This is a genomic window from Deltaproteobacteria bacterium (assembly GCA_030690165.1).
In the GTDB taxonomy this organism is placed as follows: domain Bacteria; phylum Desulfobacterota; class GWC2-55-46; order UBA9637; family UBA9637; genus JACRNJ01.
In genome coordinates, this window is sequence record JAUYHF010000069.1 from 1 (window position 1) to 14,175 (window position 14,175).

Sequence of the window (14,175 nt, forward strand, 5' to 3'; positions counted from 1 at the left end):
TATTTTTAATTATATTGAAATATTCTATAATCGAAAGAGACGTCACTCAACACTGGGGTATCTTTCTCCAGTATCTTATGAGCTCGAATCTATGGTAGCCTAACCTAACTTAGTGTCCTTAAATTCGGGGGAAGTCCAAAAACCCTTTCTACTAATTTGCCGCCCCTGATATGTTTTTCCACGATCTCTGCTATATCAGCTTCGGCCACATTATGATACCAGATCCCTTCCGGATATATAACAACAGCAGGACACAGCCCGCCTTTTGGATTGGTTTCCTTGCATACACTAAGACATCCGCTCTTGGAGGTTTTAATCTCTGCGGCCAAACCTTCCGAATCTAATCTGTCTCTTAAAACCTCAAGCAGTCTTTCAGAACCGGCAGCAGAACAGTTTTTACCGTGGCATACAAAAATGTGAAGTTTATACGGTTTCATCGCAAAGTGAATGCAAAGAATATCCGTTTAAAATATCCATGTCAAGATATTTTGTATAAAAAAGATAAATGGCTAAGGTCAGATTGTCAGCCCGGGTTACCTGCCCAAGTGAGTAGTTGACAGAGGTTGGATTTTAGGTTGATAATTACTAATAGACTTTGCCTCTTGAATATTGGACTGGAAACATGGTAGTAATACTAGTAATAGTATAGGAAAAAATGTAGTATTTGGCAGAGGTTAATGTAATCCTATGTCTATTGTGAAAAAGAAGATAAAACCGAAAAATGGGTCAACGTTATCGCCATCAAAGATAAATATCTTAAGATGAGTGCGGGAGGGCAAGACAAATGAGGAGATAGGAAAGATAATAGGGAAAACAAAGTGGAAGGGGTCCAAGGTCGAATCCTTGAACCCTTATGCGAAGGAAGGGCTTATGGCTGAAAAAAGAAATATTAGTAAGCGGTAGTAAGCAGGGAAGGGAGATATGCTTAATGGAAGATAGCACAAAAGACCGCAGGCAAGCCAGGTTGTTGGTTAAAAAGGAAGTGCTGATAAATAATGCTGTTAGAGGCTATGTCCTGGATATAAGCGAAGGCGGCATGTTCATATACACGCAGATCCCGTTTCCAAAAGGCAGGCTGATTGACTTGAATTTTACCCTTGCTGAAGGCGATCTCCCGATTAAGGCACAGGCGCGTGTTTCGTTTGTACAGGAAGGCGTCGGCGTTGGTGTGGTATTTATAAATAACAGTCAGGCTACTTTGGAAAGACTAAAAAGATTTATAGCGGAGAATATGGATGCCCACCCCCTCGGAGCAGAGGCCGCTGATGTTGATAAGAGGAAGAAAGTCTTGCTTGTTGATGATTTGGCCTCGGCAAGGAATATATATAAAAATAAGCTGGTGCTGGCAGGTTGTGCCGTAAGAGAAGCGGCAAGCGGCATGGATGCAATAAAACTTATTAACAAGGAAGTACCTGACCTCTTGATAATAGACCTTCAGATGGAGGGGATGGACGGCGTGAAACTGATACAGCTCCTGCGCGCCAATGAAGCATGGAAGAAGATAAAGGTTGTTGTGCTTTCAGGAAAGATAACCTCACAGGAGGTTGAAAAGATTGCCTCATTCGGCATAACAGACTTTCTTTCGAAGATGACAACAACCCCGAATAAGCTCGCAGAGCGGGTAAAACAGATACTGGAATCATAGCTATATACCATAGCTAAAGCCCTGTTTCTATGTTGCAAGTGTGGTAACAATAAACTAATTTTCTAAAAAGCCCCCGGTATAGGATCGGTGGGCTTTTTTTTGACAAAAAAAGATAAGGTCTTGTAGTTATTGACAATTCCTGTTTTAGGGTATATTATCTTGCCTGATTAAGAACCCCCACACCCTCACCCTTTATCCCCCTCACGGAGGGGGACAGGGGGAGGGTGTGGGGGACGGATTTATAAACGGAGGGCTAAATCTGTGCTAATAAGATGTTGGGGTTCAAGGGGATCCATTCCTGTTTCAGGCAAGGAATATCTGAAATACGGCGGCGACACCACTTGCATAGAGCTTCGGACAAAGGACGATAATATCGTTATAATAGACGCCGGATCAGGCATAAGGAGGCTTGGGAACAGTCTTGTAAAGGAAAAAAGGAAGGAACTCAACATAATCTTTACCCACGCCCACTGGGACCACATCCTTGGATTTCCGTTTTTCAAACCATTATATATCAAAGACACACGGATAAATATGCTGGGGGCTTCTCTTGCGCAGGAATCCATAAAACAGATTATATCAAAAACCATGCAAGCGCCTAACTTTCCAGTGAGGTTTGAAGATATGAAGGCGGAGATATCATACATAGGCGCATGCCCTGAGTGGTTCAGAATAAAGGGGCTTTCCATAGAGTCTATTCATTTAAGCCATCCAAACCAGGGGATGGGCTACAAATTCAGCGAGAACGGCAAAAACTTTGTATTCATCACTGATAACGAGCTTACCTATATCCATCCCGGCGGGCTTAAATTTGAGGATTACATAGAATTCTCCAGAGGGGCGGATCTTTTAATCCATGATTCAGAATATCTGCCGGAGGAGTATAATAAGTTTACAAAGACATGGGGACATTCTGTTTATTTAGACAGCCTGACCCTTGCCCTTGAGGCAGGCGTAAAAAGATTTGGGCTGTTTCACCACAATCAGGAACGGACAGATGAGCAAATAGACAGCATGGTTACCGACTGCAGAAGGATAATAAGGGAAAGGGGCTCAAATATGGAATGCTTCGCAGTTGCAAAAGATATGGAGATAACGTTGTAAAAAGCAAGCGGTAAAAACGTCTTCAAAGGAGGCATATTATGCTGGCAGAGTTTAGCATTGTTCCAATTGGTGTTGGCGAGAGCATGGGAGACCAGATTGCGCGAGTCTTGAAGATTGTAGATGAGAGCGGTCTTCCCTATAAAGCAAACCCTATGGGAACCGTAATTGAGGGCAACTGGGATGAAGTGATGGCAATTATAAAGAGATGTCATCAGGAAGTGCTTAAGATTTCGCCGCGGGCTTTAATATCTATCTCTGTTGACGACCGCCCCGGCAAACCCAACCGCATAACAGAGAAACTAAAATCCGTTGAAAAAAGATTGGGTAAAGAAGTTAAGAAATAAGGCATTACAAACATAATAAAATGGAATCTCATCTAAAACAGCTATTTACTGCCGAGGAAATCCATCTTGCCGTAAGCCGGCTTGCCAATGAGATAAGGATGGATTATACAGGCAAGGCGCCGCTTCTCATAGGCATATTAAAAGGCTCTTTTATCTTTCTGGCAGATTTAATAAGAACGTTGCAAATACCTCTTGAAATAGATTTCATAAGGGCTGCAAGCTATGGAGCGATAGATGTAAGCTCAGGCGCTGTGCGGATTACAAAGGATATAGACGTCGGCATTGAAAACAGAGATGTACTAGTTGTAGAGGACATAGTGGATACAGGGCTTACACTGGATGTTATCCTTAAACACCTGAAGACAAAAAAACCAGCCTCTTTAAAGACCTGCGCGCTTATTGACAAACCTCATCGCAGACAGTTGCCTCTAAAAATAGATTATCTTGGCTTCTATGCAAAAGATGTTTTCCTTGTAGGATACGGCCTTGACTATAATGAGAAATACCGATACCTGCCGGGTATATATGTGATGGAAAAGGCTTGATATATGCCGCTTCCGCCGATTATAAGCGCATTGCTGAAAAAAGAAGCCTATCCTGATTTGCCTGACACAATAGAACTCGGACAGACTCATATCTCCTATCTTTTCCTTACCCCCAAATATGTCTATAAAATAAAAAAACCTGTTGATTTCGGCTTTTTGAATTTTACAACCCTTGAAAAGAGAAGATTTTTCTGCCATCAGGAGATCGCCCTTAACAAGAGGCTTTCGCCTGATATCTATATTGGCGTGGTAGAGATAAATAAGAAGAACGGTGAATTTGTATTTGAAGGCAAAGGGGATGCGGTTGAATATGCGGTCAAGATGAAAAGGCTCCCTTCTGACAAGATGATGGACAGGATGCTCAAGACAGGAAGTGCAACAGAGCCTATGGTTAAACGGATAGCGGATGTCATAGCAGACTTCCACAAGAGGGCAAAGACAAATCTTTATATATCCGGGTTTGGCCATCCCTCTGTCATAGAAAAAAATACGGAGGAAAATTTTACTCAGACACAAAACTATATCGGAAGGACAGTTACGAAGGCGCAGTTTGATATAATTAAAAATTATACTCAAAACTTCCTAAAGGCAAGGCACGGGCTATTTACAAAAAGGACTGAAAAGGGTTTTATAAAAGACTGCCACGGGGATATACACTCAGAGCATATCTGCATAACAAACGGCATCTATATCTTTGACTGCATAGAATTCAATGAAAGATTCAGGTATTCAGATACGGCTGCGGACAGCGCCTTCCTTGCAATGGACCTGGATTTTTACAACTGCCATGATTTATCAAAGACCTTTTGCAGTGAATATATCCATATGTCTAAAGATAAAGATGCCGGTGAGCTGTTGGATTTTTATAAATGTTACAGGGCATATGTAAGGGGCAAGGTAGAGGGCTTTAAAACAGACCAGAAGGAGGCGCCGCAGAAAGAAAGGGAAAACGCGGCATTAAAGGCAAAGAGATATTTTTACCTTGCAAGACTTTATGCGACAGGGGGTTGCAGACCCATCCTGATACTGATATGCGGGCTTACAGGAACAGGGAAAACCACAATCGCCAATGCCCTGGCAGCAGAAACCGGGATGAAGGTTATATCATCCGATATTGTGAGAAAGAAACTGGCGCTCATCCGGCCATCCGAGCATAGATTTGAAAGGTTTGGCGAAGGGATATATACAGAGGAGTTCACAGAAAAGACTTACTTAGAAATGTTCAAAATGGGAGAGGGTTTTTTGAAAAAAGGCGTCTCCGTGATTCTGGACGCCACATTTCAAAAAGTCAAGATTAGGCAAGAGGCAATGGGACTGGCAAAAAAGCTCGGGGCAGAATTCCATATTATTGAATGCACTGCCAGCGAGGATATAATACAACAGCGCTTAGATAAGAGGGCAAAACAAGAGGGAGTTGTTTCAGACGGCAGGTGGGAAATATATGAAAAACAAAAACAAACCTACGAAACAACAAAAAAACCTCATACTCAGATAAACACATCGCTTGATATTGATAAGATAAAAAATATGGCGCTTGATAAAATATTTGGGTAAAGGGAACCAACTCCTGCCGGCAAATATAACTCAAAAAACTATAATATATCCACAATAGCCTGCGTACATCAGTATAAGCGCCGCGCCCTTTAGACGGCCTATCGTCGCGCTGCTTGTTTTCATAAAGACAAAGAGTGCAAGGCTTATAAATATCATCACAGGCATATGCAGTTTTAATGCCTCCGGATTTACTGCTACGGGCTGGATTGTCCCTGTTATCCCGAGTATAAATAGTATATTAAAAATGTTGCTGCCGACAATATTCCCTATGCTTATATCCGCCTCTTTTTTAAATACGGCAACTGCGGATGTGGCAAGCTCAGGCAGAGATGTCCCCACAGCAACTATTGTCATTCCTATAATCAACTCGCTTATACCCATTGCCCTGGCAATGGAAAGAGCAGCCCTGACTAAAATCTCTGCGCCTGCAATCAGAACTGCAAACCCTGCGGCAATGAGAATTAAATCTTTTGTAATACTGTCCTTCTTTTGTAAAAACTCCTTATATTCTTCCTTGACCCTTTTAGACTCTTTTTTGGAAACCTTTATTGTATAAACAATATATGCTGTAAAGATTGCGGCAAATAAAATACTGTCTATGCGTGAAATAATCCCGTCTATCGAAACAATAAAAAGGATAACTGCTGCAAATACCATAAACGGGATTTCAAACCTGACAAGCTTCATGTGAACTGAAAGGGGATATATAATTGCGGATAACCCAAGGATAAGCCCGATATTTACAATATTGCTGCCAACTATATTGCCAAGGGCAATATCAGGCAGACCCTTCAACGCTCCGATGAAACTTACAACAAACTCAGGCATTGATGTGCCAAAGGCAACAACCGTAAGGCCCACAACAACAGGCTGAATATTCAATGAGATTGCAAGCCTGGCGGCGCCCTTAACAAGCCAATTCGCTCCAAAATAAAGCGCTGTAAGGCCGGCAACAAAAAGCAGGATGTCCATCATAAAGGCATGTACCTGAATGCCTTTATCGGGGAGTAGCTGCAAGGTGCCTGTTTCAAGGCTGCCATTTCATCCCATCTCCCTTTCAATATCCCTGATGGATTTCTTTATTTCAAAAAAGGCCCTGCCAAAAGGCCCGGTTTTTTCCAATGTAACTACGAGATAGTAGCCCTCCTTGATGGTGGAGATGGCAACTCCGGCACGTTCTGTGGAAATGGCAATTGTCTTGACGCCATTCGCTTGTTTAAGGTTAAGCATTGCATCTCTTGCAAGATTAAGAATAATGCCTTTATGCGCGCCTATAGCAGGCATATCCATATCAGGAACTTTGGAAAAATCCGCTACTGCCTCCCCCTCCCAATCCAGCAAAATAGCGCCGGTAGCGCCTGGCGTCTTTGCAACAAGATTTTCTAATATGGCTTTGAAGGGCATAGTTTAATTCAACCGAACAGAAACAGTCTTTGATATCCCGGGCTCCTCCATTGTAATTCCAAACAATGTGTCCGCTATCTCCATTGTCCTTTTGTTATGGGTTATAAGGATGAACTGGGATTTTTTTGACATCTCTTTCAGAAAACCGTTGAACCTGTCTATATTGGCATCATCAAGCGGCGCATCCACCTCGTCTAAAAGACAGAAGGGGCTGGGTTTAATCAAGAATATGGAAAATATCAGCGATGTGGCTGTAAGCGCCTTTTCACCGCCTGAGAGAAGGCTTATGCTTTGTAATCTCTTGCCAGGAGGCTGGGCAACAATCTCTATGCCTGATTCAAGCAAATCTCCTTCATCAACAAGCCTGAGCTCAGCCTTGCCCCCCTGGAAGAATTTTGGAAAAACCTCCTGAAATTTTAGATTGATTGCATCAAATGTCTCCCTGAAAAGCTGCCTTGTTGTCCTGTTTATCCTATTTATTGCCTTGTGTAAGGTTTCAACTGAGTTGTTCAGGTCTGCTTGCTGGTCAAGAAGGAACTGGTGCCTTGTCTCAAGCTCTCTGTACTCCTCTATTGCGCCAAGGCTCACATCGCCGAGCTCTGCTATCTGCGTCCTGAGTTCATCCATCCTCGCTGTCATTGTCTCTCTCTCAATGACCTTCATATCTTCTGATGGAAGATAGCTCTCAATTGCAACGTTATATTTTTCAGTCATCTTCTCAACAAGATGGCTGAGGTTTAATTCCATTTCCTTTAAACTGAGGCTTACTGAACTCACTGCATCCTGAAGTTTGGTAATATCCTTTTTAACTGCATTTAATACCTCTTCAATCTGATGCGCCTCATCCGTGGTTTGATTAAGCATTTCCTGCTGCCGGATTTCCTGCCTGCGGATATCATCCATTGCCTTCAATGCATCTTCCAATTCTGTCTTTATCCCTGCTGCATTAGCCTCCTCTTCTGTTACCTCCCTCATTCCCATTTCTATATCAGCCTGTTTTTCCTTTACTCTATTCTCCACATCAGCAAGAAATTTTTCTTTGTCTTCAATCTGGCCTTTTACACCCCCGCGCCTTTCTCTGGAAGACGCAAGCTTAACCTTTATATCTGTAACAACCATGGAAAGCTCATCTTTTCTCCTATATAAGTTTGAAACCTCGTCTGTAACTGCCTGTAATACATTTTCTGCTTCCTTTAATTCAACCTCAATTGACTCTCTATCTTTTAAGAAATGAGCCTTCTTTGCCGCCGCTGTTCCTCTCTCTTTTCGGGCATCGCCAACCTCGGTCTCAAGAACATCCAGCCGCTGTTTTAAGCGGCTAATCTCCGCCTCTTCCCTTTTCAATTCTGCTTCAATATTTACAAGCTCTATCTCTTTTGAATGGCTGTCTTTTTTCAATCCATCCATATTTTTATGGCTTGCCTCTGCCTCGTTTTTTAAACCTTTTGTTTCATTCTCTGTCTCTGCAATCCTTTTTTCCAGAAGAGAAACAGACAGGGAAAGGTCTTTTATCTCCCTTCTTTTTTGGAGTATGCCTGCATCTTTTCCATTTGAATAACCGCCTGTTATAACCCCCTGCGGATCAATCATCTCGCCGTCAAGCGTCACAAATGTCTTGTCTATGCCGTTTGACTTCCATAATAGAACGGCATCATTCAAATTATTCACCAAAAACACATCTCCCAGAAGATACCTTGCAATCGGATAATAGCCGTCCTTTATCCTGACCTGATTGATAAGCTCCTGCGCGCCGGGATACGGATCGGATACCCCTTTCTCCTTCATCCTTACCTCTTTCAGAGGCACAAAACTTCCCCTCCCCTTAGCCTGCGTCTTTAAATACTCAACAGCCTCGACCCCTTCAGTCTGGCTTTCCACTATTATATACTGAAGCCTCTCGCCCAAAACAGTCTCAACCGCCTTTTCATGTTGGGAAGATGTCTCAATAACATCCGCCACAAGGCCGTGAATATGATTGTATTCTGAATCGCCTTCTTTCTTGTTAAGCATAATAGCCCTTACACCCTCATGAAGGCCTTCGAAATTTTTTCCCAGTTCCTTTAATGTATGAAGTCTGGAAGATGTATGAGTAAACTCTTCTTTCATGCCATTCAGCGCATTTCCCTTTTGTATAATTTTTACTTCCAGCTCTTTAAGCTGTTCAGAGGTCAACTCCTCACTTTTTTCTATATCTTTTTTATCATTTCCTGCTTCCTGCTTTCTGAAATTACAATTTACAATCTTCAATTTGCAATCTTCAATTGTCTTTTCCAGTTCCTCTTGCTCTCTCAAAGCCTTGCCGATGGAGAGGCTCAGCCTTTCTTCGTCTGTTAGCAATGCTGCGATATTGTTTCTTGTTTGTGTTATCCTGTTGCTTAATTCCTCTTTCTTCTTTCTCAACTCCTGGGCTTTGGCCCCTCTTTCCTGGCCTCTTTTTTCAACATCCTTCAGAATATCATCTTCATTTAAAAGTTTTACCTCTTCGCCCTCAACCGCAGCCTGTATTTCGGCTAAAAGCCTCATTAGCCCTTCAATCTCTTGTTTTACCGTATTCTGTTGAACATTCAACCCTTCTATCTCCTTTATAAGCCTCTCCTCATTTCTCCTAAGCTCCCCTACCCTCATCTCTTTTGCCTGAAGCGCTTTTTCTCTGTCCTTGATCTGACTATCCAGAAGAAATGCCTTTTGCCTTACGTCCTTTAAAACAGATTCTTCCTTCAGATGCCTCGCCTTTACCTCTTCAAGGCTGCTCCCTTTTTGTGATAGCGCAGTAGAAAGAAGAATATCCTTTTGCCTGAATTCCTCTAATTTTTTCTCTGCTTCAAGCCGCTTCTGCTTTAAGACCTTATGCTCCAAAGATGCCAAAAATAATTCAAATCCTTTCAATTCCTCTCTCATAGCCTTGTACTTCTCAGCCTTCTTTGCCTGACGGTTCAGGGAATTCATCTGCCTTTTTACTTCGCTGATTATATCGTTTAGTCTGACAAGGTTCTGCTTTGTAGCCTCCAGCCTCCGCAAGGCCGCATCTTTACGGTGCTTGAATTTATTGATGCCGGCAGCCTCTTCAAAAAGCATACGTCTTTCTTCAGGCTTTGCATTAACAAGCCAGCCGACCTGCCCCTGCTCAATGATGGAATATGCCCTTGTGCCAATACCGGTATCTGTAAAGAGGTCAACAATATCTTTTAGCCTGGACTGAACCTTGTTTATGTAATATTCGCTTTCACCTGAACGGTAGAGCCTCCTTGCTATCTCTATCTCAGTAAAATTCACATATTCTGCCGGGGCAATGCCTTCTTCATTGGAAAGCGTCAGCACTACCTCTGACATGCCGATGGGCTTTCTTGATTCACTGCCGTTAAATATAATGTCCTCCATAATCTTTCCGCGCAAGTGCCTCGCATTCTGCTCTCCAAGCACCCATCTTATGGCGTCAACTATATTACTCTTGCCGCAGCCGTTTGGGCCTACAATAGCAGTAACGCCCTTTGGAAATATAAGATTTGCCTTATCTACAAAGGATTTAAAACCGTGGATTTCAATTTTTTTGATTTTCATTTAAATATGCCTCACCCTCACCTTAATCCTCTCCCCTCAGGGGAGAAGGAAGGGTAAGGGGTATTTTTGAAAAAATCCTACCAGAGTTTTAATTTCTTGTAAAGGAAAAAATACAATAAGATGGGTAAGCCGTTTTAAAACACCACTATATGTAGTGGAAAACATGGGATTATAAATATTGGCCATAAACAAGAGAGAAATATGAGAAGCGGAGCGTGGGAGGGTTATTTGGGGGCTTGAGTCTATTTTGTGGTTTTCTGTATATAATACTGCTGGGCAATTGACAGCACATTGTTTACCAGCCAGTAAATGACAAGGCCGGACGGGAAGCTTAAAAACATAAATGTAAACACTACGGGCATTATAAGCATCATCTTTGCCTGGACCGGGTCCATGGCAGAAGGCGTCATCTTTTGCTGTATCAGCATTGTTGCGCCCATAAGGATTGGCGTGACATAATATGGATCTTTTGCAGAAAGGTCATACAGCCAAAAGGCAAATGGCGCATGCCTCAGTTCCATTGATGTTGAAAGCACATTATACAGGGCTATAAAAACAGGTATTTGTAAAACTGTGGGCAGACATCCGCCAAGGGGGTTGATGCTGTATCTTTTATAAAGATCCATAAGCTCACGGTTCATCTTTTCCTTGTCATCCTTGTATTTCTCCCTTAGGGCAGCTACCTGCGGTTGAATCCTCTGCATCTCTTTCATAGAATCAAGCCCCTTTTTTGTCAATGGGTGAAAGAGTATCTTTATTACTACAGTGAGAAGTATTATGACAAGGCCGTAGTTATGGATGTATGCATACAGGAAATTCATGGCCGCATGCATAGGTTTTGCCATAGCCTTGTTAAGGGTTCGGCCAAGGGGAAACCAGCCATAGTTTATAGAATCATCCAGGTGAGCACCTTGAGCCTTTAATATATTCATCTCCTTTGGTCCGATATAGGCAGTATAGCCGATGGTTGCGCTGGCGCCAGGTGTCAAATTTAGAGGGATAGCAGCCTCTATCTTTACCAAATCCCCTGCTGTTATGCTTGACCACTTTGCATTTTCTATTTTTTTAGGAATGAGGGCGGACATGAAATACATCTCTTCCAACCCGGCCCAGCCTATTTTGCCTGTCAGCATCTCACTACCCTGTTTTATATCCTTTGTCAGAATATTTCCGTCTGAGTAGAGAACCGGCCCTTGATGATAAGTGCCGCCTCTCTTTTGCAGAAATTTGATGGACGAGGCAATGCCTGTGACTAATCTGCCTTCAAACGGATTGGGTGAGGTATTTGAAACAGTTGTCTCTACCTGAATACTGTAAGTGTTAGCTGAAATGGCATATCTCTTTTCAATCCCGATTCCATCCGGAGATTGCCATGTAAAGACAAATTCTTCTTTTTGACCGGGGTTGAGAGAAATGTTTGTTCTGGAAGGTTTAAAATAAACAACCTCATCGTGAGCCTGCCGAACCGATGATACAACATCTTTAATAAGCCTGTCCTCAAGGGGATATTCATCCAATACAGGCGTTATCATTTCTACATTGCTGCTGGTTTGCTTCAGGTCTTCTTTATAATTTTTCAACACCCAGCTTTTTACACCCCCCCCTTTGCTGGAAAAAACAGCCTTATACAAAGGGGTCTCTGCTGTTACTGTTTCCTCTGCATATCTATGAGCGGAAATAGGCTCTTCTTGCTTAATTGCATGGGCGCTGCCTTCCAGCCTCCTCGCATCTTCAGGCGCATCCTTATCTGATGAGACCTTTTTTGCAGGGGGCGGAGATACCCACGGCACAACAAACTGCTGGTAAAGAAAGAGAACCAGCAGTGATAATACCAATGCTAATATAATTCTTTTTTCCATAGGGGTTTTCTCTTTTATTACGGCACAGGGTCGTACCCTCCGGGATGAAATGGATGGCATTTAAGAAGTCTGCAAACAGAAATACCAATCCCTTTTCCCGGGCCGTACCTTTCTAAAGCTTCCTGGGCATAAGAAGAACAGCTTGGATAAAAACGGCATGACGGGGCTAAAAAAGGAGACAGACAATATTTGTAACCCCTGATAATCCCTGTCAAAAGTGTTTTAATCATAATTTCAAACCTGGGCCAGAAATTCATGGCCCAAAAATTCAGGGGATTTAATCCCTGAATCCTAAACCTTGTAATTCCTTTTCAACCTCTCTGTAACAACCGGGATTAAAGCCCTGTTTAACTGATATAAAAATATCAGTAGAGGGGGGGAAGGCGTCTTTATTAAGCCTGAATGATTCCCTTAAAAGCCGTTTAATTCTGTTCCTTTTTACAGCCCCGCCCACCTTGCTGCTGACAGCAAGTCCAAGCCTTCTTATACCAAGATTATTTGTCTTTAGAAAAAGAACAAGCCCCTTGCTTGCAAGTCTTTTCCCTTGTTTACGCACCGAGATAAAATCCTTATTCTTAAGGATCCTCTCAGCCTTGGTAAAAGAATACAGCCCCATTATTTATTTGTGCTTATTGTTGGGGAAAGCCTTTTTCTGCCCTTGGCCCTTCTACGTTTTATTAGACGCCTTCCGGCCGGCGTGGCCATTCTGCCAAGAAACCCGTGAGTCCGTTTCCTGCTGATATTGCTTGGTTGATAAGTTCTTTTAGGCATCGCTATCCCTCTTTACTTAAAAAATTTGAAAAGTATTTAAATCACATTTTATATTGTTTTGTCAAGGCCGAATTTATAAAAAGATATTGACCTTTAAGTATGTATACTGTATATTTTACAGCATATCTTGTTTATTCATGCCTGTTAATACGATTTAAATTCAGATTTAGGCCTGCACCCGCCGGGCTCAGGGAGAACTATTGAAACTGTCTGCTAATATACTTGATTATCCTGTGGAAAGACACCTTACCTTAAGGGAAAGGATTGTTGAGTTTGTAAAGGAGGCAATAATGAAAGGGAGGCTTAAACCCGGAGAGCGGGTGCCTGAACCTGAGCTCGCTGAAAGGTTTGGCATAAGCAGAACCCCTATACGAGAGGCCTTCCGGCAATTAGAGTCTGAGGGGTTTATCACCTTTACCCCCAGAAAAGGCGCCATTGTAAGCCATATAACAGACAAGGATGTTATAGAGTTTTATGCAATAAAGGGCCTGCTTGAGGGCTATGCGGCAAAGATGGCATGCTGCAAAATCGGCGATAAAGAAATACAGAATATGAAAGACTTAAATTCACAGATGACAAGGTGCTCTGAGAAAAATGATGTAAAAAACTTTTTTAAATTGGACAACCAACTGCACGATGTGTTTTTAAAACTGTGCGGGAATGACAAACTGTATAACCTTATTCATACAATTGTTCAACAGTTTGAACGATTCAGAAGGGCAGCCCTTTCTCTTCCAGGCAGGATGCAGAGCTCAGTCAAACAGCATACTGAGATTATAGAGGCATTCAAAAAAAGAGATGTTGACCTTGTAGAGAGACTTGTAAAGGCCAATGCGGAAATGGGCGGTGAACTGCTGGCTCAAGAGATATTAAAGGAACAGGCCTAATATGGCGCTTATTACATCCCCAGAGGCTGCCGCCAGGCTGGCAAGGACTATCCTTTCTGATATTGCTTTATATAATAAAGAGAAGGTAAAGGAAGGCATAAAGAACGACAACCTGTTTGAGGCGCTGGAAAAGGAACTGAAAGAGGGGCTGGACCTCTACAACAGCAGGATCGACCAGGAACTGCTTAAGAAGACAAATTTTTATAACAAGGCGATTGTTGATATACTTGTAAAGAGGAGCGGCGATATAGAATCTGATATATGGTAACCAGGCAACTGCAATTGCAAATATCAAAATGCAAATTGCAAAATTATTTCCCCCATTTTACATTTTTCAACTTGTACTTTCCATTTTTCAATGACTCAGGTAATGTATTATTTCTTGTGTCAGAAGCAAGAAAGGGGTATCTCCATGGTAAGCCAATACCAAAACAAAAGGAGGATACCCCATGACTCAAAGAGCCACAATAGAGAATTATGCACAGGCAGTAAGGATAGTCAAGG

Annotated in this window: 16 protein-coding genes; 8 read left to right on the forward strand and 8 right to left on the reverse strand. The window is 42.4% G+C overall.

From position 1 onward, the window contains the following. On the forward strand, positions 1-103 hold a 103-nt coding region (locus tag Q8P28_11460), incomplete at its 5' end, for an IS3 family transposase (GenBank protein MDP2683389.1). A 1-nt stretch (position 104) separates the two neighbouring features. On the opposite strand, the gene Q8P28_11465 is transcribed toward Q8P28_11460, so the two are convergent. Continuing rightward, positions 105-437: a (2Fe-2S) ferredoxin domain-containing protein gene (locus Q8P28_11465; GenBank protein ID MDP2683390.1), complete on the reverse strand. Its 333-nt coding sequence runs from the start codon at positions 435-437 to the stop codon at positions 105-107. A gap of 416 nt (positions 438-853) precedes the next feature. Between Q8P28_11465 and Q8P28_11470 the strand changes: the two genes are divergently transcribed. The 5 genes from Q8P28_11470 to Q8P28_11490 all read left to right on the forward strand — a co-directional run bounded on the left by Q8P28_11470 (position 854) and on the right by Q8P28_11490 (position 5,192). Next, a complete protein-coding gene (locus Q8P28_11470; GenBank protein MDP2683391.1) occupies positions 854-1,645 on the forward strand; it encodes a response regulator in 792 nt (263 codons plus the stop codon). Positions 1,646-1,906: 261 nt separating this feature from the next. Then, complete coding sequence (locus tag Q8P28_11475; protein ID MDP2683392.1) at positions 1,907-2,749, forward strand: MBL fold metallo-hydrolase; 843 nt, start codon at positions 1,907-1,909, stop codon at positions 2,747-2,749. Between the two features lie 38 nt (positions 2,750-2,787). After that, the gene (locus tag Q8P28_11480) at positions 2,788-3,093 is read left to right on the forward strand and encodes an MTH1187 family thiamine-binding protein (GenBank protein MDP2683393.1); all 306 of its coding nucleotides are present in this window, start codon (positions 2,788-2,790) and stop codon (positions 3,091-3,093) included. 20 nt (positions 3,094-3,113) lie between these two features. After that, positions 3,114-3,638 carry a hypoxanthine phosphoribosyltransferase gene (gene hpt, locus Q8P28_11485; protein MDP2683394.1) on the forward strand — a complete coding sequence of 175 codons (525 nt, stop codon included), beginning with the start codon at positions 3,114-3,116 and terminating at the stop codon, positions 3,636-3,638. A gap of 3 nt (positions 3,639-3,641) precedes the next feature. Beyond that, complete coding sequence (locus Q8P28_11490; GenBank protein ID MDP2683395.1) at positions 3,642-5,192, forward strand: AAA family ATPase; 1,551 nt, start codon at positions 3,642-3,644, stop codon at positions 5,190-5,192. 30 nt (positions 5,193-5,222) lie between these two features. On the opposite strand, the gene Q8P28_11495 is transcribed toward Q8P28_11490, so the two are convergent. From Q8P28_11495 to rpmH, 7 genes are all read right to left on the reverse strand, one after another. Beyond that, entirely contained in the window at positions 5,223-6,209 is a 987-nt protein-coding gene (locus Q8P28_11495) for a calcium/sodium antiporter (protein MDP2683396.1), read from the reverse strand. A 24-nt stretch (positions 6,210-6,233) separates the two neighbouring features. After that, positions 6,234-6,596 (reverse strand): roadblock/LC7 domain-containing protein, encoded by a 363-nt coding sequence (locus Q8P28_11500; GenBank protein ID MDP2683397.1) that lies wholly within the window; start codon positions 6,594-6,596, stop codon positions 6,234-6,236. Between the two features lie 3 nt (positions 6,597-6,599). Then, positions 6,600-10,154, reverse strand: a complete 3,555-nt coding sequence (gene smc / locus Q8P28_11505) for a chromosome segregation protein SMC (GenBank protein ID MDP2683398.1) — start codon at positions 10,152-10,154, stop codon at positions 6,600-6,602. A gap of 242 nt (positions 10,155-10,396) precedes the next feature. Continuing rightward, on the reverse strand, positions 10,397-12,013 hold the full coding sequence (gene yidC, locus Q8P28_11510; protein MDP2683399.1) for a membrane protein insertase YidC: 1,617 nt from the start codon (positions 12,011-12,013) through the stop codon (positions 10,397-10,399). A 17-nt stretch (positions 12,014-12,030) separates the two neighbouring features. After that, on the reverse strand, positions 12,031-12,243 hold the full coding sequence (gene yidD / locus Q8P28_11515; protein ID MDP2683400.1) for a membrane protein insertion efficiency factor YidD: 213 nt from the start codon (positions 12,241-12,243) through the stop codon (positions 12,031-12,033). A gap of 47 nt (positions 12,244-12,290) precedes the next feature. Beyond that, positions 12,291-12,629: a ribonuclease P protein component gene (gene rnpA / locus Q8P28_11520; GenBank protein MDP2683401.1), complete on the reverse strand. Its 339-nt coding sequence runs from the start codon at positions 12,627-12,629 to the stop codon at positions 12,291-12,293. After that, on the reverse strand, positions 12,629-12,784 hold the full coding sequence (gene rpmH, locus Q8P28_11525; protein MDP2683402.1) for a 50S ribosomal protein L34: 156 nt from the start codon (positions 12,782-12,784) through the stop codon (positions 12,629-12,631). Before rpmH ends, rnpA begins: the two co-directional genes overlap by 1 nt. Positions 12,785-12,984: 200 nt before the next feature. On the opposite strand from rpmH, the gene Q8P28_11530 reads away from it, so the two are divergent. After that, positions 12,985-13,671 carry a GntR family transcriptional regulator gene (locus tag Q8P28_11530; protein MDP2683403.1) on the forward strand — a complete coding sequence of 229 codons (687 nt, stop codon included), beginning with the start codon at positions 12,985-12,987 and terminating at the stop codon, positions 13,669-13,671. 1 nt (position 13,672) lies between these two features. Next, positions 13,673-13,939 carry a hypothetical protein gene (locus Q8P28_11535; protein MDP2683404.1) on the forward strand — a complete coding sequence of 89 codons (267 nt, stop codon included), beginning with the start codon at positions 13,673-13,675 and terminating at the stop codon, positions 13,937-13,939. Positions 13,940-14,175: the final 236 nt, after the last annotated feature.

Bases quoted from the DNA above. Each gene is read 5' to 3' on its own strand.
- yidC (MDP2683399.1), bottom strand. From the start codon at position 12,013: ATGGAAAAAAGAATTATATTAGCATTGGTATTATCACTGCTGGTTCTC.
- rnpA (MDP2683401.1), bottom strand. From the start codon at position 12,629: ATGGGGCTGTATTCTTTTACCAAGGCTGAGAGGATCCTTAAGAATAAG.
- Q8P28_11500 (MDP2683397.1), bottom strand. From the start codon at position 6,596: ATGCCCTTCAAAGCCATATTAGAAAATCTTGTTGCAAAGACGCCAGGC.
- Q8P28_11535 (MDP2683404.1), top strand. From the start codon at position 13,673: ATGGCGCTTATTACATCCCCAGAGGCTGCCGCCAGGCTGGCAAGGACT.
- Q8P28_11480 (MDP2683393.1), top strand. From the start codon at position 2,788: ATGCTGGCAGAGTTTAGCATTGTTCCAATTGGTGTTGGCGAGAGCATG.
- Q8P28_11490 (MDP2683395.1), top strand. From the start codon at position 3,642: ATGCCGCTTCCGCCGATTATAAGCGCATTGCTGAAAAAAGAAGCCTAT.
- rpmH (MDP2683402.1), bottom strand. From the start codon at position 12,784: ATGCCTAAAAGAACTTATCAACCAAGCAATATCAGCAGGAAACGGACT.
- hpt (MDP2683394.1), top strand. From the start codon at position 3,114: ATGGAATCTCATCTAAAACAGCTATTTACTGCCGAGGAAATCCATCTT.
- Q8P28_11470 (MDP2683391.1), top strand. From the start codon at position 854: ATGCGAAGGAAGGGCTTATGGCTGAAAAAAGAAATATTAGTAAGCGGT.
- smc (MDP2683398.1), bottom strand. From the start codon at position 10,154: ATGAAAATCAAAAAAATTGAAATCCACGGTTTTAAATCCTTTGTAGAT.
- Q8P28_11465 (MDP2683390.1), bottom strand. From the start codon at position 437: ATGAAACCGTATAAACTTCACATTTTTGTATGCCACGGTAAAAACTGT.
- yidD (MDP2683400.1), bottom strand. From the start codon at position 12,243: ATGATTAAAACACTTTTGACAGGGATTATCAGGGGTTACAAATATTGT.